Annotated in this window: 16 protein-coding genes, 1 tRNA gene, 2 rRNA genes and 2 pseudogenes (1 of these 21 only partly in view); 8 read left to right on the top strand and 13 right to left on the bottom strand. The window is 60.1% G+C overall.

Features of this window, described 5'->3' with window-relative positions:
• Positions 1-9: 9 nt before the first annotated feature.
• Complete coding sequence (locus tag QYC26_RS10580; RefSeq protein WP_317512188.1) at positions 10-696, top strand: hypothetical protein; 687 nt, start codon at positions 10-12, stop codon at positions 694-696.
• Between the two features lie 462 nt (positions 697-1,158).
• Here the strand turns inward: QYC26_RS10580 and QYC26_RS16795 are convergent.
• The 3 genes and pseudogenes from QYC26_RS16795 to QYC26_RS10570 form a co-directional block, all read right to left on the bottom strand.
• A pseudogene (locus tag QYC26_RS16795) lies at positions 1,159-1,371 on the bottom strand (protein NO VEIN domain-containing protein); the annotation flags it as partial.
• A gap of 412 nt (positions 1,372-1,783) precedes the next feature.
• Positions 1,784-2,581 carry a metal-dependent hydrolase gene (locus tag QYC26_RS10575; protein ID WP_317512187.1) on the bottom strand — a complete coding sequence of 266 codons (798 nt, stop codon included), beginning with the start codon at positions 2,579-2,581 and terminating at the stop codon, positions 1,784-1,786.
• The gene (locus tag QYC26_RS10570) at positions 2,578-3,786 is read right to left on the bottom strand and encodes an epoxide hydrolase (protein ID WP_317512186.1); all 1,209 of its coding nucleotides are present in this window, start codon (positions 3,784-3,786) and stop codon (positions 2,578-2,580) included. The genes QYC26_RS10575 and QYC26_RS10570 overlap by 4 nt, the downstream gene beginning before the upstream one ends.
• A 134-nt stretch (positions 3,787-3,920) precedes the next feature.
• On the opposite strand from QYC26_RS10570, the gene QYC26_RS10565 reads away from it, so the two are divergent.
• Entirely contained in the window at positions 3,921-4,967 is a 1,047-nt protein-coding gene (locus tag QYC26_RS10565; protein WP_317512185.1) for a helix-turn-helix transcriptional regulator, read from the top strand.
• 345 nt (positions 4,968-5,312) lie between these two features.
• Here QYC26_RS10565 and QYC26_RS10560 read toward each other — a convergent pair whose 3' ends face one another.
• Positions 5,313-6,152 (bottom strand): phytanoyl-CoA dioxygenase family protein, encoded by an 840-nt coding sequence (locus QYC26_RS10560; protein ID WP_317512184.1) that lies wholly within the window; start codon positions 6,150-6,152, stop codon positions 5,313-5,315.
• 425 nt (positions 6,153-6,577) lie between these two features.
• Between QYC26_RS10560 and QYC26_RS10555 the strand changes: the two genes are divergently transcribed.
• A complete protein-coding gene (locus tag QYC26_RS10555; protein ID WP_317512183.1) occupies positions 6,578-6,880 on the top strand; it encodes a hypothetical protein in 303 nt (100 codons plus the stop codon).
• A gap of 271 nt (positions 6,881-7,151) precedes the next feature.
• On the opposite strand, the gene arsH is transcribed toward QYC26_RS10555, so the two are convergent.
• From arsH to QYC26_RS10530, 5 genes are all read right to left on the bottom strand, one after another.
• Entirely contained in the window at positions 7,152-7,892 is a 741-nt protein-coding gene (gene arsH / locus QYC26_RS10550; RefSeq protein ID WP_317512182.1) for an arsenical resistance protein ArsH, read from the bottom strand.
• Entirely contained in the window at positions 7,889-8,323 is a 435-nt protein-coding gene (locus tag QYC26_RS10545; RefSeq protein ID WP_411197650.1) for a GNAT family N-acetyltransferase, read from the bottom strand. The genes arsH and QYC26_RS10545 overlap by 4 nt, the downstream gene beginning before the upstream one ends.
• Before the next feature lie 518 nt (positions 8,324-8,841).
• A complete protein-coding gene (locus QYC26_RS10540; protein WP_317512181.1) occupies positions 8,842-9,297 on the bottom strand; it encodes a VOC family protein in 456 nt (151 codons plus the stop codon).
• Between the two features lie 101 nt (positions 9,298-9,398).
• On the bottom strand, positions 9,399-11,519 hold the full coding sequence (locus tag QYC26_RS10535) for an FAD-dependent oxidoreductase (protein WP_317512180.1): 2,121 nt from the start codon (positions 11,517-11,519) through the stop codon (positions 9,399-9,401).
• A gap of 2 nt (positions 11,520-11,521) precedes the next feature.
• On the bottom strand, positions 11,522-13,834 hold the full coding sequence (locus tag QYC26_RS10530) for a TonB-dependent receptor (protein ID WP_317512179.1): 2,313 nt from the start codon (positions 13,832-13,834) through the stop codon (positions 11,522-11,524).
• A gap of 136 nt (positions 13,835-13,970) precedes the next feature.
• Here QYC26_RS10530 and QYC26_RS10525 point away from each other — a divergent pair, with 136 nt between their 5' ends.
• From QYC26_RS10525 to QYC26_RS16790, 5 genes and pseudogenes are all read left to right on the top strand, one after another.
• A complete protein-coding gene (locus tag QYC26_RS10525) occupies positions 13,971-15,017 on the top strand; it encodes an AraC family transcriptional regulator ligand-binding domain-containing protein (protein WP_317512178.1) in 1,047 nt (348 codons plus the stop codon).
• A gap of 321 nt (positions 15,018-15,338) precedes the next feature.
• Entirely contained in the window at positions 15,339-16,973 is a 1,635-nt protein-coding gene (locus tag QYC26_RS10520; protein WP_317512177.1) for a hypothetical protein, read from the top strand.
• Positions 16,974-17,072: 99 nt separating this feature from the next.
• Positions 17,073-17,246, top strand: coding sequence for a helix-turn-helix transcriptional regulator (locus QYC26_RS10515; RefSeq protein ID WP_317512176.1), 174 nt, complete (start codon positions 17,073-17,075; stop codon positions 17,244-17,246).
• On the top strand, positions 17,246-17,389 hold the full coding sequence (locus QYC26_RS10510; protein WP_317512175.1) for a hypothetical protein: 144 nt from the start codon (positions 17,246-17,248) through the stop codon (positions 17,387-17,389). Before QYC26_RS10515 ends, QYC26_RS10510 begins: the two co-directional genes overlap by 1 nt.
• Positions 17,380-18,417 (top strand): annotated as a pseudogene (locus tag QYC26_RS16790) (recombinase family protein); the annotation flags it as partial. The gene QYC26_RS10510 and the pseudogene QYC26_RS16790, both read left to right, overlap by 10 nt.
• A 321-nt stretch (positions 18,418-18,738) precedes the next feature.
• On the opposite strand, the gene QYC26_RS10495 reads toward QYC26_RS16790, so the two are convergent.
• The 4 genes from QYC26_RS10495 to QYC26_RS10480 all read right to left on the bottom strand — a co-directional run.
• The gene (locus QYC26_RS10495) at positions 18,739-18,885 is read right to left on the bottom strand and encodes a hypothetical protein (protein WP_317512172.1); all 147 of its coding nucleotides are present in this window, start codon (positions 18,883-18,885) and stop codon (positions 18,739-18,741) included.
• A 115-nt stretch (positions 18,886-19,000) separates the two neighbouring features.
• A tRNA-Met gene (locus tag QYC26_RS10490) sits at positions 19,001-19,077 on the bottom strand.
• 102 nt (positions 19,078-19,179) lie between these two features.
• A 5S ribosomal RNA gene (gene rrf, locus QYC26_RS10485) occupies positions 19,180-19,294 on the bottom strand.
• Between the two features lie 120 nt (positions 19,295-19,414).
• Positions 19,415-21,129 (bottom strand): 23S ribosomal RNA (locus QYC26_RS10480); it runs 1,078 nt beyond the window's last position.

The following is a 21,129-nucleotide window of genomic DNA, read 5'->3' as shown; positions in this document are numbered from 1 at the left end:
GTAGGTACCGTGAAGAAATATGCCTATGCGCCGCACTCGCGTGCGACCAGAAGCTGGGATCATTCCGGACACGCAGCCAGGCGTTTCGCGCCCGCCGGGCTGGATTTCGTGCCCGTGGCAGGTGGTCCTGCCAATCTTGTCTTCGGCGTCGTCCGTCGCGCGATCAAGAACGGCCCCGAACATAATGTTCCGGACACGGTGCTGCGGCGTCTGCGGCCTGGGCAGACGAACAATTCTGTCGACTGGGCACCGGGCTGTTACCGATCGGATGTGCTGTTGCCGCCGGCTGCGCCCGATGCACTCTACACGCCCAAAGCGCTCTGCGAACGCTATGAGGCCGACGCTTTCGATGCGCTCAAGGACCTCGTCGTGATGCTTACGCTGCGCTTCCCCGATGCCGACCGGCTGCACACGATCTGGGAAGAGGTGCGCGCCTTTGCTTACGAGCATTTCTGTCTTCAGCGCAGCCTCGCCGTGATCGCCGCCATGCACCTTCCCTCGGCCCGGGGGTCGACCAATACGCCGCATGTGCATTTGATGATTCCGGCGCGCAAGCTTCAGTCGTGGGGGTTTTCCGACTGCATCCGGCCGCTCGCGAGCGATCAGGGCAAGGCCATTGTCCACGAAGAACTCGTCCAATGGGTCGAAGCGTTCGGACCGCATTCGGTGTTGGCCGGGATCGCTGGCGGTAACTGAGGCCTGCGGCGAGCCCCGCCATGGCGAACGCCGTCCACCGGTGACTGACAGGTCGGATTATCGCCTTCCATTCGGGTATGAATGGGACCTTGTGCTCGGTCAGCTCTGGAGCAAGACAAGGTAGATAACGGACATTCTCGGCGCGAGCGTCCATGTCCGATTTGCGCCCTACTTCCCGCCGTTCAGACCGCTCGAGAGACCCCGAAAGTTGCCGTTTATCTGGATCGGAACCACGCGGCGCCTGTTGAACCGATACGCCGAACAACGGCGAATGCCGCCGTCGGCGTCATATGCATCGTTTCTCGGTTCCGAGCTTCAGTCCAAACACGACACCCGCGCCGCCATCCGCTCCTCGATTTTCAAGCTTCTGCCATCCATCGTCCGCCAGCCGCGCCTGGGCTCATGTTGGAATATAGATGCGAGGGGCGCTTCGCTAAGACAGCCGGTCACCACGTATAGAACTTAGGCTGGACGATAACTCAAATCGTTCATCTTGGACCATTCGTTTGGCGTGAGTTCAGCTCTTACCTCGTTCCCGCTGCAGCCTTTGACCTCGACGTAAAGAACCTCGTCGTCACGTCTGCATTCAAGGTCCCATCCCCGCGCGTGCGCTTCGACCGATTCCACTTCCCAGACACCGCCTTCTTCCGACTCGTAATAGGTGGTCGCGTGTTTGACGGCGGTTTCTTCGACCTGCCGCCGAAGTTCAGGATCATGTTGCGAGGGCTACCGCGCCCACCTCTGCGCTTCGCGACGCTGACATTGGCGTCCACGCTGTCGATGTATGCCGCGACCTTGGTGCGGTATAGATCCAGCGCGTCATAGTAGGTGGGTGACTGCCCAAAACCGCCATTCACTCGATGCGCCGATAGGATTTGGAAGTTGCGGGCGGTGACGGGAAGCAGCTTGCAATCATCCATATCTCGATTTCAGCTGCCCAATAGCTGCCGGCCGTTCAGGTTTAGAACAACGGCGGCGCTTGCGGAAGTCGGGCGGGAGTCCCTGAAGAATACGGTCCCATCATGTACGTCAGCCGAAAAAGCTGGAAAACTGCGGATCCCACCGGCGACGATCCGGCCTCATTCCCTCATATTGGCAACGCCTCACCAAGATATCTGTTCAGTCCATTAGGCGGCCGGTGGCGCGCGGGCGTGTAGAAGGGCGAAAGGAGCGGCAAGAAGCGGGGGACGAGGAACCAGGCCAAGCGTCGCCGCGCGCGCTTGGCTGCCCGTCTCGATTGGCGCACCTCGTCGGGCGACATGCTCGCTCGATCGACCTTGAGCATATGCGCCGCGATAATCCCGCTATATTTCTTGAGATGTCGCAGCGTGGTGTAGGTGCTGTACAACCGGTGCAGCCAGTTACCCCCAAGACGGTAATACGCGTCGTGGGCGACCATGCGGTGCTCATATTCCTCGGCAAGGTGCCATTTCCAGAGGTGGATGACCTGCTCGTCACCCCCTTCATACAGATCGTCGAGGCCTTCGAAGATCAGCTCCGCATATAATGGGCCCAGGCATTCGAAACCCTGGCAGTAACCGAGGTTGAACTTCATCGATTTTGTGTCGAGGTAGCGCTCATAATCGGCCCCCATGGCTGCCTCGAACGATTTCAGGCGATCATAGCCAGCCTCGTACAGCGCGCGATTGTAGCGTGCATGCAGCCGGCAATGGACGGTTTCCTGCTGGACGAACGTCTTGAGATCGGGCTGGAGCGGATCGTCGGACGGCAGCATTGTCCGCGCGCGCAGCATGACCTTGTTCAGATAGGGTTCGAGCTGCATGATTACGACCGACGACGCGTTCAGGATGTGGCAGAACTCGCGATCCTTCATCCAGAGCGGCAGGGATTTCGCAAAATCGAGCGTGGGCCGACGCACTTTCATCGCTGATCCTCCTGCTCGTTGCGGCGCAAGGGTCGGAAGAAATCCCGGATCTCGGAGACGACCAGATCGGGTACCTCCGCCGGGGCGAAATGGCCGCCCACGGCTGAACGGGTCCAGCGCTGCAGATCGAAATTGGCTTCCATCAGGCTGCGCGGCCAATGGCACACGTCTGCCTCCAGTTTGAGGCAGCCGGTTGGTACATCGACCATGCGGGCACCATCATGCGACGGCCGCCAGCCAGCTTTGCGATTTTCGTAATAATATCGCGCCGACGTACCGATCGTGCCGGTAAGCCAGTAAATCATGATCGACGTGAGCAACTCGTCCTTGGTGAATCGTCGTGCAACATCGCCGCCGCAATCACTCCAGCCATGGCGCTTTTCGACCAGCCATGCCGCAAGACCGACGGGCGAATCCTGCAGGCCATAAGCAAGGCTTTGCGGTTTGGTGCTCTGTTCCGCCGAATAGCCACTTTCCGTGGCGAAGAAGGCCTGGGTCCTGGCGTGCCAGCCAGCTTCATCCGCCGCATAGGCTGAGGCGTCGGGCAGCGGCTTGCCGAAGCAATCGAGCGGCGCCCCGCCGATCATGTGGATGCCCAGCACGTCTTTCGGATATTTATGCCCGAGCTGGGCGGTCACGAACGCCCCCCAATCGCCGCCATGCGCCGCAAAGCGGGGATAGCCCAATATCTCGACCATCAGCTTGCGCCACAGATTAGCCGTCACGCGGGCATCCACGCCGGATTGACGGAGGGGACTTGAATAGCCGAACCCCGGCAAGGACGGCACAACGACATCAAAGGCATCCGCCGGATCGCCGCCATGCGCCGCGGGATCCGTCAGCGGACCGATCACCTTCGCGAAATCCCAAAACGTCCACGGCCAGCCGTGGGTCAGGATCAGTGGCATCGCATGACCGCCCACGCCTTTCTGATGGATGAAATGGATCGGAATGCCATCAAGGAGGACACGGAAATGAGAAAAAGCGTTCATGGCCCTTTCCTGCGTCCGCCAATCGAAGTGATTGAGCCAATAGTCGGTGAGCTCACGGAGATAGGATGCGTTTGTTCCGGAAGACCAATCGTCATTGGCGATGTCGTCTGCCCAGCGGGTTGCCTGCAGACGTCGCTCAAGATCATCGAGCATCGCTTGCTCGGCGTGGATAATGAATGGTTCAGGCTTCATTCTCTTCCCCGCCGCGGTCACCTTGCCGCCCTGATCGCTGCTCGATGCTTTCGAGACTGAAGAATGAACGTCGCGCGATTGAGCGGCTAGCGCTTGAATTTTGCCAGAAAGGGGACATAATTTGTCAAGTCATGGCGACCACACCATCAGACAATATGGACGTACGCACCGCTGAGGATGTAATTCCAAGCTGCATGCTGGCACCGTTACTCCGCGATCTTGCGATGTGTGCTGATGATCGGTTCGGCATATTGGCCGCTGCCGAACATGACCTGCCACTGGCGGGAATTGTATCGGGCGAGGCGGTTCTCGCGCTTCCGCGGCATCGATTCGCTCGCATGTACGGCGCTGCGGCGATCCTGCTTGCAGAAGCAATCGGGCGGGACGCCCCGGTTGCATTTGCCGCGCGCAGGGACGTCATCGCGATGCTCGTCACGGCTCTCGCGCCTACCACAACCTTGCGCGAAGCGGTGGAGCGCATCGTCCAGTTCAATGTCGCGATCGCCCAGAACGGCATCGGCATCACCCTCACCCATGAGGAGGATGGCGATCGACTGGTCGTTGATCTGTCGTCGACATTGCAGAATCCACCGCTCAGTCTCACAGCCGCGGGCTTGATCTTCCTCGTAAATGTGTTGACCTGGCTTGGCGGGACGAAATCGAAAATCGTCGAAATCGGCCTCCCCCTTGAGGGGCGCGCGATCAACGATCCCTGCCTCTTGGCCCTGGACATCCCCATTTCACTCGGCCGCGGCCGAACATATCTTCAGTTCGCAGTCGGCGCGCTCGATGAAGATATCTCCGGCCGCCCGTTTCTCGCGACAGAGGCCATGGAGCTTATCGCCCACGATCCGCTGTTTTCCGTGCGCAAGCGTGCGCCGATATCAGGCCGTGTCAGCGCATTGTTCCTTGAATGCGAGTTGGCGGAAGCCCCGGTTCCCGATCGGATCGCCACCGCCGAACATCTGCAGCTTAGTCCCTCGACGCTCCATCGCCGTCTGAAGGAAGAAGGAACATCCTTTCTCTCTCTGCGATCCACCTGGCAGCAGAAAATGGCCAAGCATCTTCTTGGCGAGGCCGCGCTGAATATTCCGGCTATTGCCCGGCGTACCGGCTTTCACGACGCACGCACCTTCCGTCGCGCCTTTATTGGCTGGACCGGTCAGCGCCCCTCCGAATTTCGAAGGGAAAATAGCACTTGACCACGCGGGTGTGGCAGTAAAACCTGAAGCACAGTGCGGACGCCCCACCTGATGGGCGATGTCCGCTTTCGGGGATGCGCATTGGCCGTTGAACGGCCGCAATGTCGGCGATTGCGGTAGATCGTCCCTCGGAAGGCTCGCCGTTCGTGCGTGACCTGCTTGCCAACGACGTGACGGCTCAGGGACACAATTTGACTGCAAGCTGGGATGGGATCGACAGCCTCACGCTGAAATCGATCACCGATTCAATACCAAGCTCCCCTTTGAGTGCGCGAGTGGCGAGCAAATTACAGCCGCCCGCTTTTGCCGTCGGGAGCGCGCAGCGGACGGGCCGATGAGATATTGCTACTGGCGGGAGATCGCATTGAAGATCGCCCGTTCAACCGGCAAATAGTCTCTGTCCTGCCGATGCAACGAAAGGGGCTCCCTCGGCATCAGGGGAGGTTGAGCCATGAACCGTGGCGCTGTGCCTCGATGCCGCTGCGCTGCATGGACTAGAAACGGATGGCACAAATATACCGTGCCAACTTGACCCAGCGCCAGTTCCTCTTGCCTCTCCGCCGAGCTGGCGAAACCATCGGCGGCAAGGTCGCGAAGCGTCAGGCCAGCTTCGTCGGCCGGCGCAAGTTGCCTGGCTATGTCAGCATGCGATCCGACACGGATGCGGGTCGGCGCATCATCAACACCAACATTTGAAAAAAGGAACAGCATGAGCAAGGCTCGACCTTTGCTACTGACATTAGCGCGCCATTCCATGAAGTCGGGGTGTTCGTATCCAAAGCTAACATCGATATGCCAACCATCGTCGCCGGCCGACTCCTGAGAGGGAAAGCGAACTGGGAAGGTGCCAAGGGTTCCACGAGGACACCAGCGGCCAGCACCGACAAGCTGATCGAATGCCGCACACAGCTTCGGCGTATTTGCTGCCTCCCGAAACGGGACCTGGCTGAATTGGTCTAATCGCACCACCGGCTGGTTCCATGTTGAACGGTCGTTGGGATCGCAGCCGGTGGCTTTCCACAAGATTGCGCGCGCTTGTGCTGCTGTTTCCTCGCTGAAAGCCTCGTCGATACGAATGAAGCCGTCGCGCACGAATGCAGCAATGTCATCTGCGCTCAGCGCAGGATCTGATTGGTTTCGCATAAAGTCTCTCAAAAAGGTATCATCGGGCGGCAATGCCGCCAATGGAGCCGAAACCGGCCCGCTCAGATCAGCGGGAAAGCGAACGTGCGATTGAGAGTGATGAACTTCATACGTTCATCATAATCGTATGTGCAGTGGGCGCAACTACGGAACGACAGGCTTAACGCCGAACGTCGGCGTAATGTCAGTACGGGTTGCGATTACCGGCCTGTTGATCGCTGGCCTCTATTCGACCTGTTATCTCCTGGCCCTCGACCACGGCGTCACGCCTGGAGCGCTGGCAACGCTGTTGGGAATCCAGCCCATCCTCACCATCGTGCTGACCGAGCGGGCGGTAAGTTTGCAGCGGTTGTCGGGCTTGCTCCTCGCCTTTGGAGGCTTGTGGACACCCGAACTGGCGCGCGAGGGGCCGCTCACCATCATTGTCTCGAAGCTCGACCAAGCGGGTCGTCGTCCTGCGAAACGGCGTGGAGATCGGTCGCAGCGTTGCAGAGATCGCCGACGACGATCCCGGCTCGCACGTCATCAATCTTGTCTTCAAGGGCGGCAGGCCGCATTGGGTTTATGTCGGACTGCCGGGCCACGCAGGGGATGCCGACCGCGAGGTCGATGAGGCGACGCTAAATCGCATCCACCTGCCACGCCGTTTCCACGATCTCGTGAAGAAGGAGCTCGGTCCGGGCGCTACGATTCTCGTGACCAATTCGCGTGTTGGGGCACGGCCGCTTGAACGGCTCACGATCATGGACGCTATCACGCCGCTTCCGTAATCGCAGCTTGTCGCAAGAGGTCGGCCATTCGACCTTAGGCGTCAAAAGCGGACCGTCTCCAAACGGCCATTTTGGGCATCCAGAATGGTATAGCGGACAGGCCGCACCTAGGAACGGAAAATCGGCGGCTGAATGACCGGCAAGGGTCGGTTTTCCGGAGCGCCAAACGCCGCATCGTGGGACTTAGCTGCCGTTTGGATGGGTTAGTCCGAAAGGCTGTTTTCAGAATAAGCGGTCATTCTAAGTCTAGGTGGCGGGTAACCTGCGGCCATCAGCCGAGAGCGCGCGAGGCAAGATCGGCCGCAGCATCACGCTTCGCCTGTGCGGCCTTCCGTTCGGAATAGCGATCGACGAGTTGCCCAGCGTGGGCGCGGGTCAGGATCGTGAAGCGGACCAGTTCCTCCATCACGTCCACGATCCGGTCATAATAGCTCGACGGTCGCATGCGGCCGGCTTCGTCGAACTCCTTGAACGCCATTGCCACGCTCGACTGGTTGGGGATGGTGATCATCCGCATCCAGCGGCCGAGCAGGCGCAACGTGTTGACCGCGTTGAACGACTGCGAGCCGCCCGACACCTGCATGACCGCGAGGGTGCGGCCCTGGGTCGGCCGCATGCCGCCGAACTCCAGCGGCAGATGGTCGATCTGCGCCTTCATGATGCCGGTGATCTGGCCGTGCCGCTCGGGGCTGCACCAGACCATGCCTTCGGACCAAAGCGCATGCTGGCGCAGCTCATGGACGGCGGGATGATCGTCGCCCTTCACCTGATCAGGGAGCGGCAGGTCGCTCGGATCGAATATCCGCACCTCGGCACCGAACAGGATCAGCAGCCGTGCCGCTTCCTCGGCCGCGAGGCGGCTGAACGAGCGTTCGCGCAGCGACCCGTAGAGCAACAGAATACGCGGCGGCGGCTGATCATCGCCCATGCCGGCGCCCGGCCGGGTGATGGCGATGCTGCGATCGAGCGCAGGCAAATGGTCGGGGTCGATCAGGTCACGAAGGCGCGTCATCCAAGATCCTTGACGAGATAGGTCGCGCGCGGACCGCACAGCGACGTGAACTGCGCGGTCGCGACGATGAATGCCGGCGCCGCGTCGCGATCGGCGTCGGCGTAGCCGAGCTTACGGAAGAACTCCCCGGTGCCGTTGGTCAGGAGATGCAGCCGTTCGACCGCGCCATCAAAGACGCCTTCAAGGCGCTTGACCAGCATCCGGCCATATCCTTTGCCGCGCCGGCTCGGCAGCACGACCAGCGAGCGGAGCAGCCGGTCAGCGCCGTTCCCTTCTAGACCGATGAACCCGATTAGCCCTTCATCGTCGGACAGGCTGAAGAACATCTGGTCGGGACCGCCGAGATCGTCGGTTGGGAGCTGCGCGGCGCCGAGCGCGAGCTGCAGGACCTCATCGGCGTGCCGAGCCTCCGAGAAATAGATCTGGGTCATGCCGTCGCTCTCGCCTCGTACCAGGGCCGCGTCCGCTTCACGATCGAGACGACAGACAGCATCACCGGCACTTCGACCAGCACGCCGACCACGGTCGAACGCCTTCACCCCCATGACATTATGCACGATGATGACGCCGGGGCGTGGGTCGGATACGGCATCGTCCCATACGAAAACCCCTTCGAACGGGGCCACCGGGGCCGTCATGCTCAATCGTGCGGCTACGAATCGCCATGGTCCACTCCTCCTAATTCGGTGCATTTTGAAACTAATCATTTGAATTGTAATATAATTTTTTGAAGATTCTGCGCGCGGCAGCAGCGGTTTTGGATGCGCTCGCCGAACCCTCTGCATAAAACCCGCCGCCGCGACAAAATCTGCCGGACCGCTCCATCCGACATAACCGACGCTCCCACCCATCGAGGCGGCGTTTGGGAGCTAGCAAAGGCCCTCCAGTGTCGGCTATGTCGGCTTTCTGGGGCGTTTTTCTTCGCGGCCGTCCGAAACGCGGACCCCGTTCAGCTTTCCTGTTTGGCTTCAATGCGGGCGAGACTGATCGTAAAGCCGCAGCGCTGGGCGGTGTCGAGGTTGAATTCCTGATAGCGCTGGAACAGACCGCCCAGATGCTTGTCGATTTCGGCCTGCGTATAATCAAGCGAATGGACGCTGGTGTAACCGTGCCGGGTGGCACGCTCCATCGCGACCTCCCCATCGGTGACGTTGAAAAAGACATTCATCACGCCTTCTCCGTGGCTCGCGAGGAAGCCTGAAACGGCGCTGCTGTCTTCTCGGTCGGGAAGGGGGGCGCACAGCTCGATCCCGGCATCCCAGGCGATCGACACCGCGATGCCAAACGGGGTGCCGGTCCAATGCGCATCCAGGAACGTGGCGCCGAGCAGGTCGTGATATTTCTTCTTGGCCGCTTCCAGATCGTGCACAGCGATCAGGATGCGATTGACTCCATTGACGGCCATAAGCCCCTCCCTTGTTGAACTTCGGATACGGATATGTGGTTACGGGCGCTTTGGGGTGTGCGGGACAGGCTGATTGCCCGCGCCGCGCACCTTCAGCCTCGTTACAGAGTGCGCGCCAGTTCTGCGGCGCTCCTCATCGCCCCTTCGATATAGCTAACGCCCGCGGCATCCCCGACGACGTACGGAGCAAAGCCCGCGGCCCGAAGCGTTTCGGCAAAGCGGATGTCTGCGCCCGCACCCCGAGCCAGCACGACATGGTCTGCCGGAAAGCGAATACGCTGCCCGTCGGAGCGGGTTGCATGAACGGCGGTCTTCTCAATCGCAAAGTCGTTCGCCCCCGGTTCGAAATGCACGCCCGCTTGCCGAAGATTGTCGAGCACGCGCCAGCGACGGACGATCTGGAGGCCGCGCCCGAATTTTGGGGTGTCATCCAGGATGGTGACCTGACGTCCGCGATGGACGAGAAATTCCGCCAATTCGAGCCCGACAAGATCGCCGCCGATGATGACGATCTGTTTGCCGAGCGGCATCCAGCTTCGGGTCGATTCGCGGACCAGCGCAGGACGGCTCGTCGTTCCGGTCAATGCCCCCGCCTTGGCGAGTGCGCGGCTTGCCCATCCCAGCTTCGCGCGGCCGGGCAAGGCCTTGTCGCCCATCATCAGCCGACGCAGATCGTCGCCGTTGAGGACATGATCATGATCATCGCCGGGGACCGCAAAGAGATCTCGCCGGGCGCCTGTCGCAACAACGACCGCATCGGCAGCGATCGACCGCAGCAACTCAGGCGTCGCTTCTTCGCCGAGCCGAACGTCGACATTCGACTGCCCGATCTCGCGGACCAGCCAATCCAACAGGCGCTCATTGGCATCATATGCGATTGAAGCGAAGCGCAGCGTTCCGCCGAGTATCCGGCTGCGTTCAAAGAGCGTAACGCAGTGACCACGCAGGGCCAGTCTGCGGGCCGTTTCCATGCCGGCAGGGCCACCGCCGATCACCGCGACGTGTCGCGTGATGGAGGCAGGCGATAACCAGTCTTCGTCTTCGAAGGCGGTTTCCGGGTTCACCGCGCACCGGACCGATCCGCCATAGTAGATGGAACTGATACAGGTGTAGCAATAGACGCATGGCAGTATCGCCGATGGATCACGCTTTGCGATCTTTGCGGGAAGAGAAGGATCCGCGAGAAGTTTGCGCCCCATGCCGAGAAAATCTCCCTCGCCGCGTGCAATGGTCGCATCGGCAAGTTCGAGTTCGACCCGGCCTGAAAAGATCACCGGGATCGAAACCGCGCGCTTGATGGCGGCTGCCTTGGGAAGATTTAGGCCGGGCGCCTGAGGGGTGTGCGATCCCGAGTGCAATGCTCCGCGCGATCCCTCGTGGTTGGCCGTGACAGTGATGGCATGCGCACCGGCCGCTTCCGCCAGCCGGGCGGTTTCAAGCGCATGTTCGATGCGTATACCACCTTCGCGTTCATATTCCTCGGTGTCGATCTTGCACCAGACGGCGATGTCTGGGCCAGCTCCATCCCGCACGGCCTTGATGATCTCCACGAGCAACCGGGCGCGGTTGGCCACGCTGCCGCCATAATCATCGTCGCGCTTGTTTGTCGCGGGAGAGAGGAAGGAGGATATGATGTAGCCGTGACCGCCGTGGATCTCGATACCATCAACCCCGGCGCGTCGTGCACGGTTTGCCGCCGCGCGAAACATTTCCACCAGGTCGGCGATATCGTCGCGCGTCATCACCTTGTAGCGGACGTCGCGCAGCTGGAAGAACGGCGTGGTGGCGGCCTCCTCCGCGAGAAAGCCGTCCAGCATATCGCCATCGACAGTTTTCGGGAGCGACGGGGTCCATGCGGGGCGCCCCGCAAGCATATCCTCCATTCCAACAAGGCCACCGAAATGCAGCTGGACCGCAAAGCGAGCACCATGCTGCTGCACAGCTTGCGCCATGGCGGCGATGCCCGCGATGTGCCGATCCTCGGACAGCGCGGGCTGCCCCTTCATGTTGCTGCCGATCGGCCAGCCAACGCCGACGACGCCCAGAGTGACGAGCCCGATACCGCCTTCGGCCTGCCGGCGGTTGAAGGCCAGCGCGCGCGCACCGCAGGTGCCGTCATCTTCGGCGAGGCCGGTTCCCATGGCGGTGAGGAGCATGCGGTTGCGCAGCGCCATCGGGCCGATACGACCGGGGGAGAGAAGGTGTTCGAATTGCACTGTCATGATCAGAACCCCACGCGCAGATCGAGACCATAGGTGCGGGGCTGGGCGTATCCGACCGTCCCAAAACCGAGCGATCCGAAATCAACCGCGCCCAGCAGATAGTCCTTGTTGGTGATGTTGCGGACCCAACCCGACAGCTGCGCCTTGCCGGCACCCAATTGCATGTCCGCCAGAGTGACGCGGCCGTCGAGCAGGCCTACCTTGCCGTCTGACAATTCGTTGTTGAACGGATTGAGGATCGTCGTCGAATGGAAATAGGTGCGGCTGCGATAGGAATAATCGAGGCGGGCGGACAATGTACCGACGCCAACATCCCCGAAGCGATATTCCGCGCCGATATTTGCCGTGGTGCCTGCGGAATAGATGAACCGCGCGGTTTTCGCGATGTCGACGAGCGCGTCTGTCGCAGGGTCGCGAATGATGAAGCTCTTATACTTGCGATCGACATAGCCGAAATTGCCGTTGATTGTCAGACGCTGGCCAAGCAACGCGGTCCATTCAGCTTCGATGCCGTTATATTCCGCTTTGCCCGCGTTGACCGTGATGCCGACCGAGCCCCCCGATCCGGCAAGGAACTGGCCGACCTGCACGTCGCGGTGGTCGGCATGGAACGCGGTCAGGTTGAACCGCAGATGGCGATCGAACCATTCGCTCTTCAGGCCGACCTCATAGGACGTAAGATCCTCTGGCTCGAAACCGTCATTTTGCGATCGCGCATTGAAGCCGCCAGCCTTGTAGCCGGTTGCGACGCGCGCATAGGTCATGAGATCGTCGTTCCAGCGATAGTGCAGGGTCGCCGCCCAATTGAGCTTCTCGAAATCGCGGTCGAGATCGCGGACATAGGGCTCGCGCTGGCGAAGCTTTCGATCGTCGCGGGTGTAGCGCAACCCGCCGGTCGCGCTCAGGCGGTCGTTGAGCCGGCCGGTAACCTGTCCGAAAAGCGCCTTTGACTGGGATTTGAAGCGGTAATTGAAGTTGCTGGCGAGGTTTACGCCGAAGGAATCGACCAACACCCCCGGTGCAGCCTCGATCGGGACGGGAGATGGAAGAATATAGGTGAGGAAGGTTGGATTATCCTCATGGGCAACCTCGTTGAAATAGAAGCCACCGAGCACAAAATCGACATTGTCGCCGATCTTGCCGATCAGGTTTAGTTCCTGGGTCCATTGCCGCTGGCCGCGCTCGAAGGTCAGATTGAACAGGCTGATCGGTTGCACGCCGAGCGGCAGGAACGGGCCTCCGGCAAAAAGCACGGGGTCGACTACGAAGCCGACCAAGCCACCATTGCCGTCCTGATCGCTGACGACGCGGTTGGACCAGCGGCGATGGCCCGTAAGCGAACGAAGCATGAGATTGTCGCCAAGATCGATTTCGGCGGTGAGCGCATGCCCCGTGACGCGGTCTTTGATAGGGCCATCGGCGTCGAGGCGCAGAGACTTCAGGCGGTCGCGTGAGATCTGAAGAGGGGCACCACCTAGCGCTGACGAGGTGCTGGCATAGGCGAGAATGTCGGAGCGGGCGATCGCGAGTTGCATGGGATTGGCGACACTGCGTCGATCGTTGAAGTCATAGGCGTAATTGAGCCGCACTGCGCCGCCCTTGTCGTAGCGGAGCGCTACGCGAAAAGCGTCGACGTTATAGGCGCCGGGGTCGTGCGAATTCTTCGTCAGGACATTGTCGACATAGCCGCTGCGCTGCTTATGGAGATAGGTCAGCCGCGCGCTAATCCCGCTGTCGCCCCATTCGCCGGTGTCTATGCTGCCCTTGAGCTGGATGGCGTCGAGATTGCCGTAGCTGGTAAAGAAATCAGCACCGAATTCGTCCGACGGCCGTTTGGAGATCAGGTTTACGGCGCCGCCGGTGGTGTTGCGGCCATATAGCGTACCTTGTGGTCCGCGCAGCACTTCGACCCGCTCGAGATCGACAAGGTCGAAGACGGCACCAGAACTGCGGCCAAGCACGATGCCGTCGACATAGAGGCCGACGGGCGAGTCGACCGTCAGGATCGTTTCGGATTCCCCGATCCCGCGGATGAACAAGGCGATATTGGATGTGGAGGCGCCCGTCGTCGTCACGGTCAGATTGGGTGCCGTTGCCGTCAGCGACGAAACATCAGTGATCCCGCGCCGCTCAATCGTCTCCGCCGTAAGGGCGCTTACTGCAAGGGGGGTTTCCTGCAGGTTTTCGCGGCGCTTCTGCGCGGTGACGATAATGTCCTCAAGCCCGGCGGACGGTTCGGCGGGCACCTGCGCATATGCCTGTCCCGAAACAAGACACACCACTCCCATTACCGGGCTCAATAGTCCCTTCGTCATTGCAGATCCCCTCCTGTTGGTCGGGCACATGCATAGGATCAGTGACTTTCGAAGATGGAGGCATTTGGGTGCAAAATAGGAGGCATTAGAGAGCAGGTGTGCTAGGATACTCTCACGGCCACCTGGGGTTTCCTACGTGCGTATTGCGGCTTCGACATCGCCACGCTTTGTGCCGGCCTCGGCCATGGTCGTGCTGCTTGACACATTGGCCGAGACCGGAGGCGATGTCCGGAGTGTTCTCAAGCGTTCGGGCCTTGGTCTGCTCGAACGCGCCGCGCGTGAGGGGCGTGCGACGCTAATTCCGCGGGCGGCGTTTGCTCAGTTGGCATCGGATTGCGTGCTTGCGCTGCACGATGAGAGTTGCCGCAAGAACAGGCTCATACCCTTTCCGGTGCGTAACCACCGCATATTGCTGATGGCCATGCTCGGCTGCTCGACGTTACGCGAGGCGGTGGGGATCATGACGGATTTCTACGCAATGCTCGGCGAGCGCGCGGCACAGTGGGCCGTCACGATCGATGGGAATGTGGTCAATTTCGCACTGGACAGACGAACGCGCGAAAAAAGCGTCGCCGAATTTCTTATCTCGCTGTTTTCACTTGCCTCCTATCACCGGATTTTGGGCTGGGTGATCGGTGAGGAAGTGCCGCTGATCGATGTGACGCTGGCCTTTCCGGATATGCTGGATGAAACCGGGCTCCAGGATCTCTTCAGTATCAATCCCCGCTGCGCTCAGCCGAAAGACAGCTTTTCGTTCGCCGAGCATTATCTGGACTGGCCGATTGCCCGCAAGCCATCCGAAATCGATGGCCTGTTCGCTCTGTTCCCCTTCGACTTGCTGCCCCCGGATTATGGAACCGAGACATTATCGCAACGCCTGGTGAGCGCGATGCGCGCATCGCTGTCGATGGGAGAGGGCATTCCCGAAATACAGACAATGGCACGGATGTTCGGCCTTACCCCAGCCACACTGCGTCGCCGGCTTGCGCGCGAAGGCGCCTCGTTGGTTGCGCTGCGCACCCATTGCCGCCGAGATCTAGCGATGACCATGCTGGCAGGGACCAACCTCACTGTGAGGGAAATCGCATCGCGCCTGCAATATGCCGACGTGGCGACTTTCCGTCGTGCCTTTTTAGGTTGGACCAAGATGGCGCCGAGCGCCTGGCGGGCACGATCTTCCTGACATCCCGGAGCCCTAGCACCTCGGCCGGGATCGCATCAGCAATGTTTTGTAGGCCCAACCCCCGGCCGATCGCAGGGGCCGCCCATTTCGGCGTTTGTGAGATCGGCACCTGCGGCCCACATGGCACGTGAGAAATTGGGAAGCTGCCCGTCTGCATTTGGAGAACGGAAACCGATAAATAAACGGCGGCAGAGGGTCGAGGGCGGCAATTGCACGTTTGCCGCGAAGAGCATTTTCGCAAGTGACGCCCTTCCGCGATTTTACCAAAATTTAGCCAACGCACTGCACTGACTGTTCAGCATTGCGTCTCATAGCGCTGCGATGTTTCAGTTTGATTTTTTGTCCCGTCACCTTCCCGCCAATCTCACCCTCAAGAGCGCCATGGATTCCATCGCCAGTGCGCAGGCGGAATTGCTGTACGGTCGAACAGTGGACAATGAGCGGGACCTGCAGAGGCTTCGCACGACACGGTTTGATCTCGAACTTGCAACCGCCACCGAACTCAGAACGGTCCCATCGGGCTGGCTCGATCATCACCAGGTCTTGCTGCCGGACGGTTTCGCTCCGGAGGGCGAGGATGCCATCCGCACACGCTTAAAACGCATGGTCCACACCCCGGCCAACGACACCGCGATCGCTGCAATCCTGAGCCAGGTCGTTATCCCTCGCAAAAACGCCAAGGGAAAGATCGAATATTTCAACCCAATTTTGAGCCTGGAGATTCTGGCCCGCGACCTCGCACACGCCCGCGTCAAGGATCGCCGCTTTGTCGATGACTTGCTCAGGGGGTATCTCGGTGACTGCGCGCAGGCCCTCGCCGATGGCAAGATCAACATGCCGACATCAAGCGCGCGGGATATGCTGATCAATCTCTCGGCTCTGTGGGGCCTTCACGATCTGCAAGTCATCGCCTGCCGGCTCTTTCAGGCCACGGTATGGCCCACCGGGGGCTGGCTTGAAGGACAAGACTTCAAGCCCCAGACGATGGCACGGCTTGACCAATTGGCAAGTAAAACTCGGCTGCATTTGAAGACGATCGAAAAATCTCTGAAGCGTCAGCATCCGCTTTATGATGGCCCGGGGCACGATCCTCAATATGAAAAAGAAATGCGCTCGCTGATCGGCTTTGCCACGGGAAATGGACTAAAAAACATCGCTGTTTCTCTCGCACACAGATCGGGCTTTTCTGAATCTGAAATACACAATAAGAACGTGCCTCTTAGAGAAGGCCAGCGAAGACACTTTCTTGCGACCACCCAATATGGCCTTTCACACGTAGAAAGCATCGGCAAGATATTAGGCGACAAGCATGTAGATCGCGACGGCAAGGCGCGTTCGAGCACGCATTTGCACGCAGGGTCGTTTCGCGATGGGATGCGACCAGAAACGGCTTTGAGCTATGCGATCATCAGCTTCGTCCACATGGTGATCGAACTGCCGGACAGGGTCGACCGTTTCGTCGACAATCGAGACGTGACCGCGCTGGAGCGCGCAACGCTTGTTGCGCATAATTTCAGTCACATCCGAGTCTTTATCCAAGGTCTGATCGCCGCCTACCGCGCGATCTTTCTGCTCGATGCGAACCAGTTTGCAAAAGGCGATGAAAAGACGGGGCCCGATTTTTTCAAGGTCGCGCGGCAACAAAGCTGGGACCGACAGGAGGTTCGTGAAGCGCTGATCGCGCAGGCATCGAGCCGCCTTCTCACCAATTTGAAACCAGCCAAAACCGCGCGCGAGAACAAGGCCGACGCTTCGCGTCCGGGCCGCGACATGATCACCGACGCACGCAGGATCCTCGACCAGGAATCCGGCCTGCCACTCGACTATCAGAACAAGCAATTCGAGCCCGTTGGTCTCGATCCAGCGCTGTCGCCAGCACTCGCCTGGCGCTTCTCCTGTCGGCGCGATCACGTTCCAACGCCGAGTTTCGCGCGCCCATTCGCGCCGAAATTTTAATACCCCCCCCCCCCCGGGTGGGTAGACCAGTTTCGCGCGGGCGAACGCGACAAATCAGATGACGGCCACACAGTCGTGGTCGTTTCATCCGAGGTTCCCATGCAGATCGACCGCATCGTTCGCATAGCCGAAATTTGCGAAATCACCGGGCTCAGCGCCCGCACCATCGAGCGCAAGGTCAAAGCCGGGACTTTTCCCGCGAAGCGCCAGCTCAGCGCGCAGTGTGTCGGTTGGCGGCTCTCGGACATCACCGCCTGGCTCGACGGTCTCTGATGACCGCGGAGACCAGTACCGCGCCCAGCGAGGGCCTCAGCGCCCTCGCCCGGCTGCTCGGCCGCCTCGCCGCGCAAGAGCATGTGAAGAAGCAGGCTGAAGATTCTGTACATATGCAGATGGAAGAAAAACCATGTCGTTAAGCCCCCCGCGCATCGCGATCTACGGTCGTCACTCAAGCGACAAGCAGAACCCAGCTTCGAGCGCGGACCAGGTCGCCGCGTGTGACTCGTTGGTCCAGTTTCTCGGCGGCGAGGTCGTCGGCACCTATATCGACCCCGAAATTTCTGGCTATCGTCGAGATCGGCCCGGCCTCAAGCGCCTGCTCCGCGACATCGAAGATGGACGAATCGACGTCGTCGTTGCCGAATCGCTCGACCGCCTTGCCCGCGACCCCGAAGACGTGGCCTGGATTGGTAAGAAGCTCAGGTTCAGCCGCGTAGCGTTGTGGACGATCGCCGAAAACCAGATCGACGACGTCAAGTTCGCGGTCGCGTCGATGTTGGGTGCGCTGTTCCTCAGCCAGTTGCGCCAGAAGGTCCACCGCGGCCTCAGCGCCGCGGTGCTTGCCGGGCGCTTCGCGGGGGGCCGCGCTTATGGTTATCGCAAGGTCACCGGGTTCGACGATCGCGGGCGCCCTCTGACCGGCCTGCTCGAGATCCATCCCGAGGAAGCCGAGCATGTCCGACTGATCTTCGCGTGGTTTGCGAGCGGCCTGTCCGCGATCCAGATCGCCAAGCGGCTAAACCTGGCTGAGGTTCCCGGCCCACGCGGCGGCGCGTGGAACGCGTCGAGCATCCGCGGCGATCCGAAAAAATTGGTCGGCATGCTCAACAATCCACTCTATCGGGGCGAACTCGTCTGGAACCGCCGCGAATGGCGGAAGAATCCGGATTCGGACCGCCGCGAGCGGCTCTACCGCCTGCGCCCCGAAGACGAGTGGATCCGAATCGCGGTCCCCGATCTTCGCATCGTCGAGGATGACCTCTGGGACGACGTCCGGCGCGAACTCGGACGCCGCAGCAAAAGCAGCGCGACCGAAAACCCCGGACGCCAGCGCCGGCGCAGACACCTGCTTTCGGGGCTGATCAAATGCGCCACCTGCGGCGCGAACTACACAATTTCGGGGAAGGACTATTATCGTTGCGCGGGCGTCAAGGAGCGCGCGACCTGCGACAACCGCGTTTCGGTCCGCCTCGCGCAGATCGAGCACGCGACGCTTTCGGTCCTCCAGCACCGGCTGCTCACCGAAGACCATGCCCGCGCCTTTGTCGAAGCGTTCCGCGCCGAGGCGGCGCGCCTCACGCGCGAACAGCAGGGAAATGACACCCTGACCGCGCAGAAGCTTAAACTGGTCGAGATGGAACTCGCCAATCTCGAGCAGAATATGCTGAGCGGGGTGCTGAGCCCGACGCTCCAGCGGCTGCTCGCCGAGCGCGAGGCCGAAAAGGCCCGGCTCGAAGCCCAGCTCGCGTCCAAAGCTCAAGCCCCGCTATCGGCCGATATCCTGCCCCACCCGGTGCTGCTCGCGCGCTTCGAGGACAAGGTGCGCGCCTTGCGCGACGCGCTCAATGACGAGCGCATCCGCACCGAAGCCGCGCAGATCATCGGGCAGTTGATCGAGCGCGTGACGATCCACCCCGGTGGCCCTAAGGGTCCCGAGGCCGAAGTCGTCGCGCGGACGGATGTTCTGGTAGGATTTGCCACAAACGACAACGCCGCCCGTGAGGGCGGCGTATCGAGTGCGCTATCAGTGGTTGCGGGAGCAGGATTTGAACCTGCGACCTTCAGGTTATGAGCCTGACGAGCTACCGGGCTGCTCCATCCCGCGTCAACTTTGTGCTGGATCAGGAGAGGGCTGGGCCTCTTGATTGTCCTGAGGCAGCGGGGTTTGTGAATGGGTTCTTACACAACATATTGCGCGAGCTTCAAAGCCTGGCGACGACCTACTCTTCCAGTGCTTAAGCAATAGTACCATCGGCGCAATCTGGTTTCACGGCCGAGTTCGAGATGGGATCGGGTGGGTCACAGACGCTATGGTCACCAAGCTATGAAGCCGGCGCAATATGTTGGGTTCTTGTCGATGTTATCCGTGCGTTTTCAATCATCTGGTTGAGCTTTAAATCTCATCCATCCGACAGCCCAGGGCTGTCATTGATGGTGGGACTATCAAGCGTGAATAGAGCAATTAGTACTGGTTAGCTCCATGCATTACTGCACTTCCACATCCAGTCTATCAACGTCGTGGTCTTCGACGGCTCTATGAAATCTTATCTTGAGGGAGGCTTCCCGCTTAGATGCTTTCAGCGGTTATCCCGTCCATGCATAGCTACCCTGCTGCACCGTTGGCACGATGACAGGTCCACCAGAGGCATGTTCAACCCGGTCCTCTCGTACTAGGGTCAACTCCTCTCAAATTTCGACGCCCACGGCAGATAGGGACCAAACTGTCTCGCGACGTTCTGAACCCAGCTCACGTACCACTTTAATTGGCGAACAGCCAAACCCTTGGGACCTGCTCCAGCCCCAGGATGTGATGAGCCGACATCGAGGTGCCAAACAACCCCGTCGATATGAGCTCTTGGGGGTTATCAGCCTGTTATCCCCGGCGTACCTTTTATCCGTTGAGCGATGGCCCTTCCACGAGGGACCACCGGATCACTATGACCGACTTTCGTCTCTGCTCGACTCGTCAGTCTCGCAGTCAGGCAGGCTTATGCCATTGCACTCTTGCAGACGGTTTCCAACCGTCCTGAGCCTACCATCGCGCGCCTCCGTTACTCTTTAGGAGGCGACCGCCCCAGTCAAACTACCCGCCACAGAGGGTCCCCGCACCGGATAACGGTGCTGGGTTAGACATCAGAAAACAACAGGGTGGTATTTCACCTATGGCTCCACCAAGGCTGGCGCCTCGGCTTCAAAGCCTCCCACCTATGCTACACAATTCTTTCCTAATGCCACTCTGAAGCTGCAGTAAAGGTGCACGGGGTCTTTCCGTCTAACCGCGGGTACTCCGCATCTTCACGGAGAATTCAATTTCGCTGAGCATATCCTGGAGACAGTGGGGAAGTCGTTACGCCATTCGTGCAGGTCGGAACTTACCCGACAAGGAATTTCGCTACCTTAGGACCGTTATAGTTACGGCCGCCGTTTACCTGGGCTTCATTTCGGAGCTTGCACCCCTCCACTTAACCTTCAGGCACCGGGCAGGCGTCAGGCCCTATACGTCGTCTTGAAGCCGACTTAGCAGAGCCCTGTGTTTTTGCTAAACAGTCGCTACCCCCTGGCCTGTGCCCCCCACAAATGGTTGCCCAAATGTGGGGCCTCCTTCTTCCGAAGGTACGGAGGCAATTTGCCGAGTTCCTTCAGGATACTTCTCTCAAGCGCCTTGGTATACTCTACCTGACCACCTGTGTCGGTTTCGGGTACGGTCTATACGGTGGGGCTATTTCCTGGGACTTCTTCGAAGCCAGACCAATCCAATAAGGTCTGACAACACACGAAATCCGTCACACACCACCAGGCCCACGAATATTAACGTGGTTCCCATCGACTACCCCCTTCGGGCTCGTCTTAGGGGCCGGCTCACCCTGCTCAGATTAGCTTTAAGCAGGAACCCTTGGTCTTTCGGCGAGAGGGCATCTCACCCTCTTTATCGCTACTCATGTCTGCATTCGCACTTCCGATACCTCCACCGTCGGTTACCCTTCGGCTTCGCAGGCTTACGGAACGCTCCGCTACCGCGTGTTCATAGAACACACCCTAAGCTTCGGTGCACGTCTTGAGCCCCGTTACATCTTCGCCGCAGAAACCCTTATTTAGACCAGTGAGCTGTTACGCTTTCTTTAAAGGATGGCTGCTTCTAAGCCAACCTCCTGGTTGT

Origin of the sequence: Sphingomonas sp. C3-2, assembly GCF_033025475.1 — a bacterium.
Lineage (GTDB): Bacteria > Pseudomonadota > Alphaproteobacteria > Sphingomonadales > Sphingomonadaceae > Sphingobium_A.
This window is presented reverse-complemented; position numbering and strand designations above follow the sequence as displayed.

Bases quoted from the DNA above. Each gene is read 5' to 3' on its own strand.
- QYC26_RS10565 (WP_317512185.1), top strand. From the start codon at position 3,921: ATGGACGTACGCACCGCTGAGGATGTAATTCCAAGCTGCATGCTGGCA.
- QYC26_RS10535 (WP_317512180.1), bottom strand. From the start codon at position 11,519: ATGACAGTGCAATTCGAACACCTTCTCTCCCCCGGTCGTATCGGCCCG.
- QYC26_RS10510 (WP_317512175.1), top strand. From the start codon at position 17,246: ATGACCGCGGAGACCAGTACCGCGCCCAGCGAGGGCCTCAGCGCCCTC.
- QYC26_RS10540 (WP_317512181.1), bottom strand. From the start codon at position 9,297: ATGGCCGTCAATGGAGTCAATCGCATCCTGATCGCTGTGCACGATCTG.
- arsH (WP_317512182.1), bottom strand. From the start codon at position 7,892: ATGACGCGCCTTCGTGACCTGATCGACCCCGACCATTTGCCTGCGCTC.
- QYC26_RS10575 (WP_317512187.1), bottom strand. From the start codon at position 2,581: ATGAAAGTGCGTCGGCCCACGCTCGATTTTGCGAAATCCCTGCCGCTC.
- QYC26_RS10530 (WP_317512179.1), bottom strand. From the start codon at position 13,834: ATGACGAAGGGACTATTGAGCCCGGTAATGGGAGTGGTGTGTCTTGTT.
- QYC26_RS10520 (WP_317512177.1), top strand. From the start codon at position 15,339: ATGTTTCAGTTTGATTTTTTGTCCCGTCACCTTCCCGCCAATCTCACC.
- QYC26_RS10545 (WP_411197650.1), bottom strand. From the start codon at position 8,323: ATGACCCAGATCTATTTCTCGGAGGCTCGGCACGCCGATGAGGTCCTG.
- QYC26_RS10515 (WP_317512176.1), top strand. From the start codon at position 17,073: ATGCAGATCGACCGCATCGTTCGCATAGCCGAAATTTGCGAAATCACC.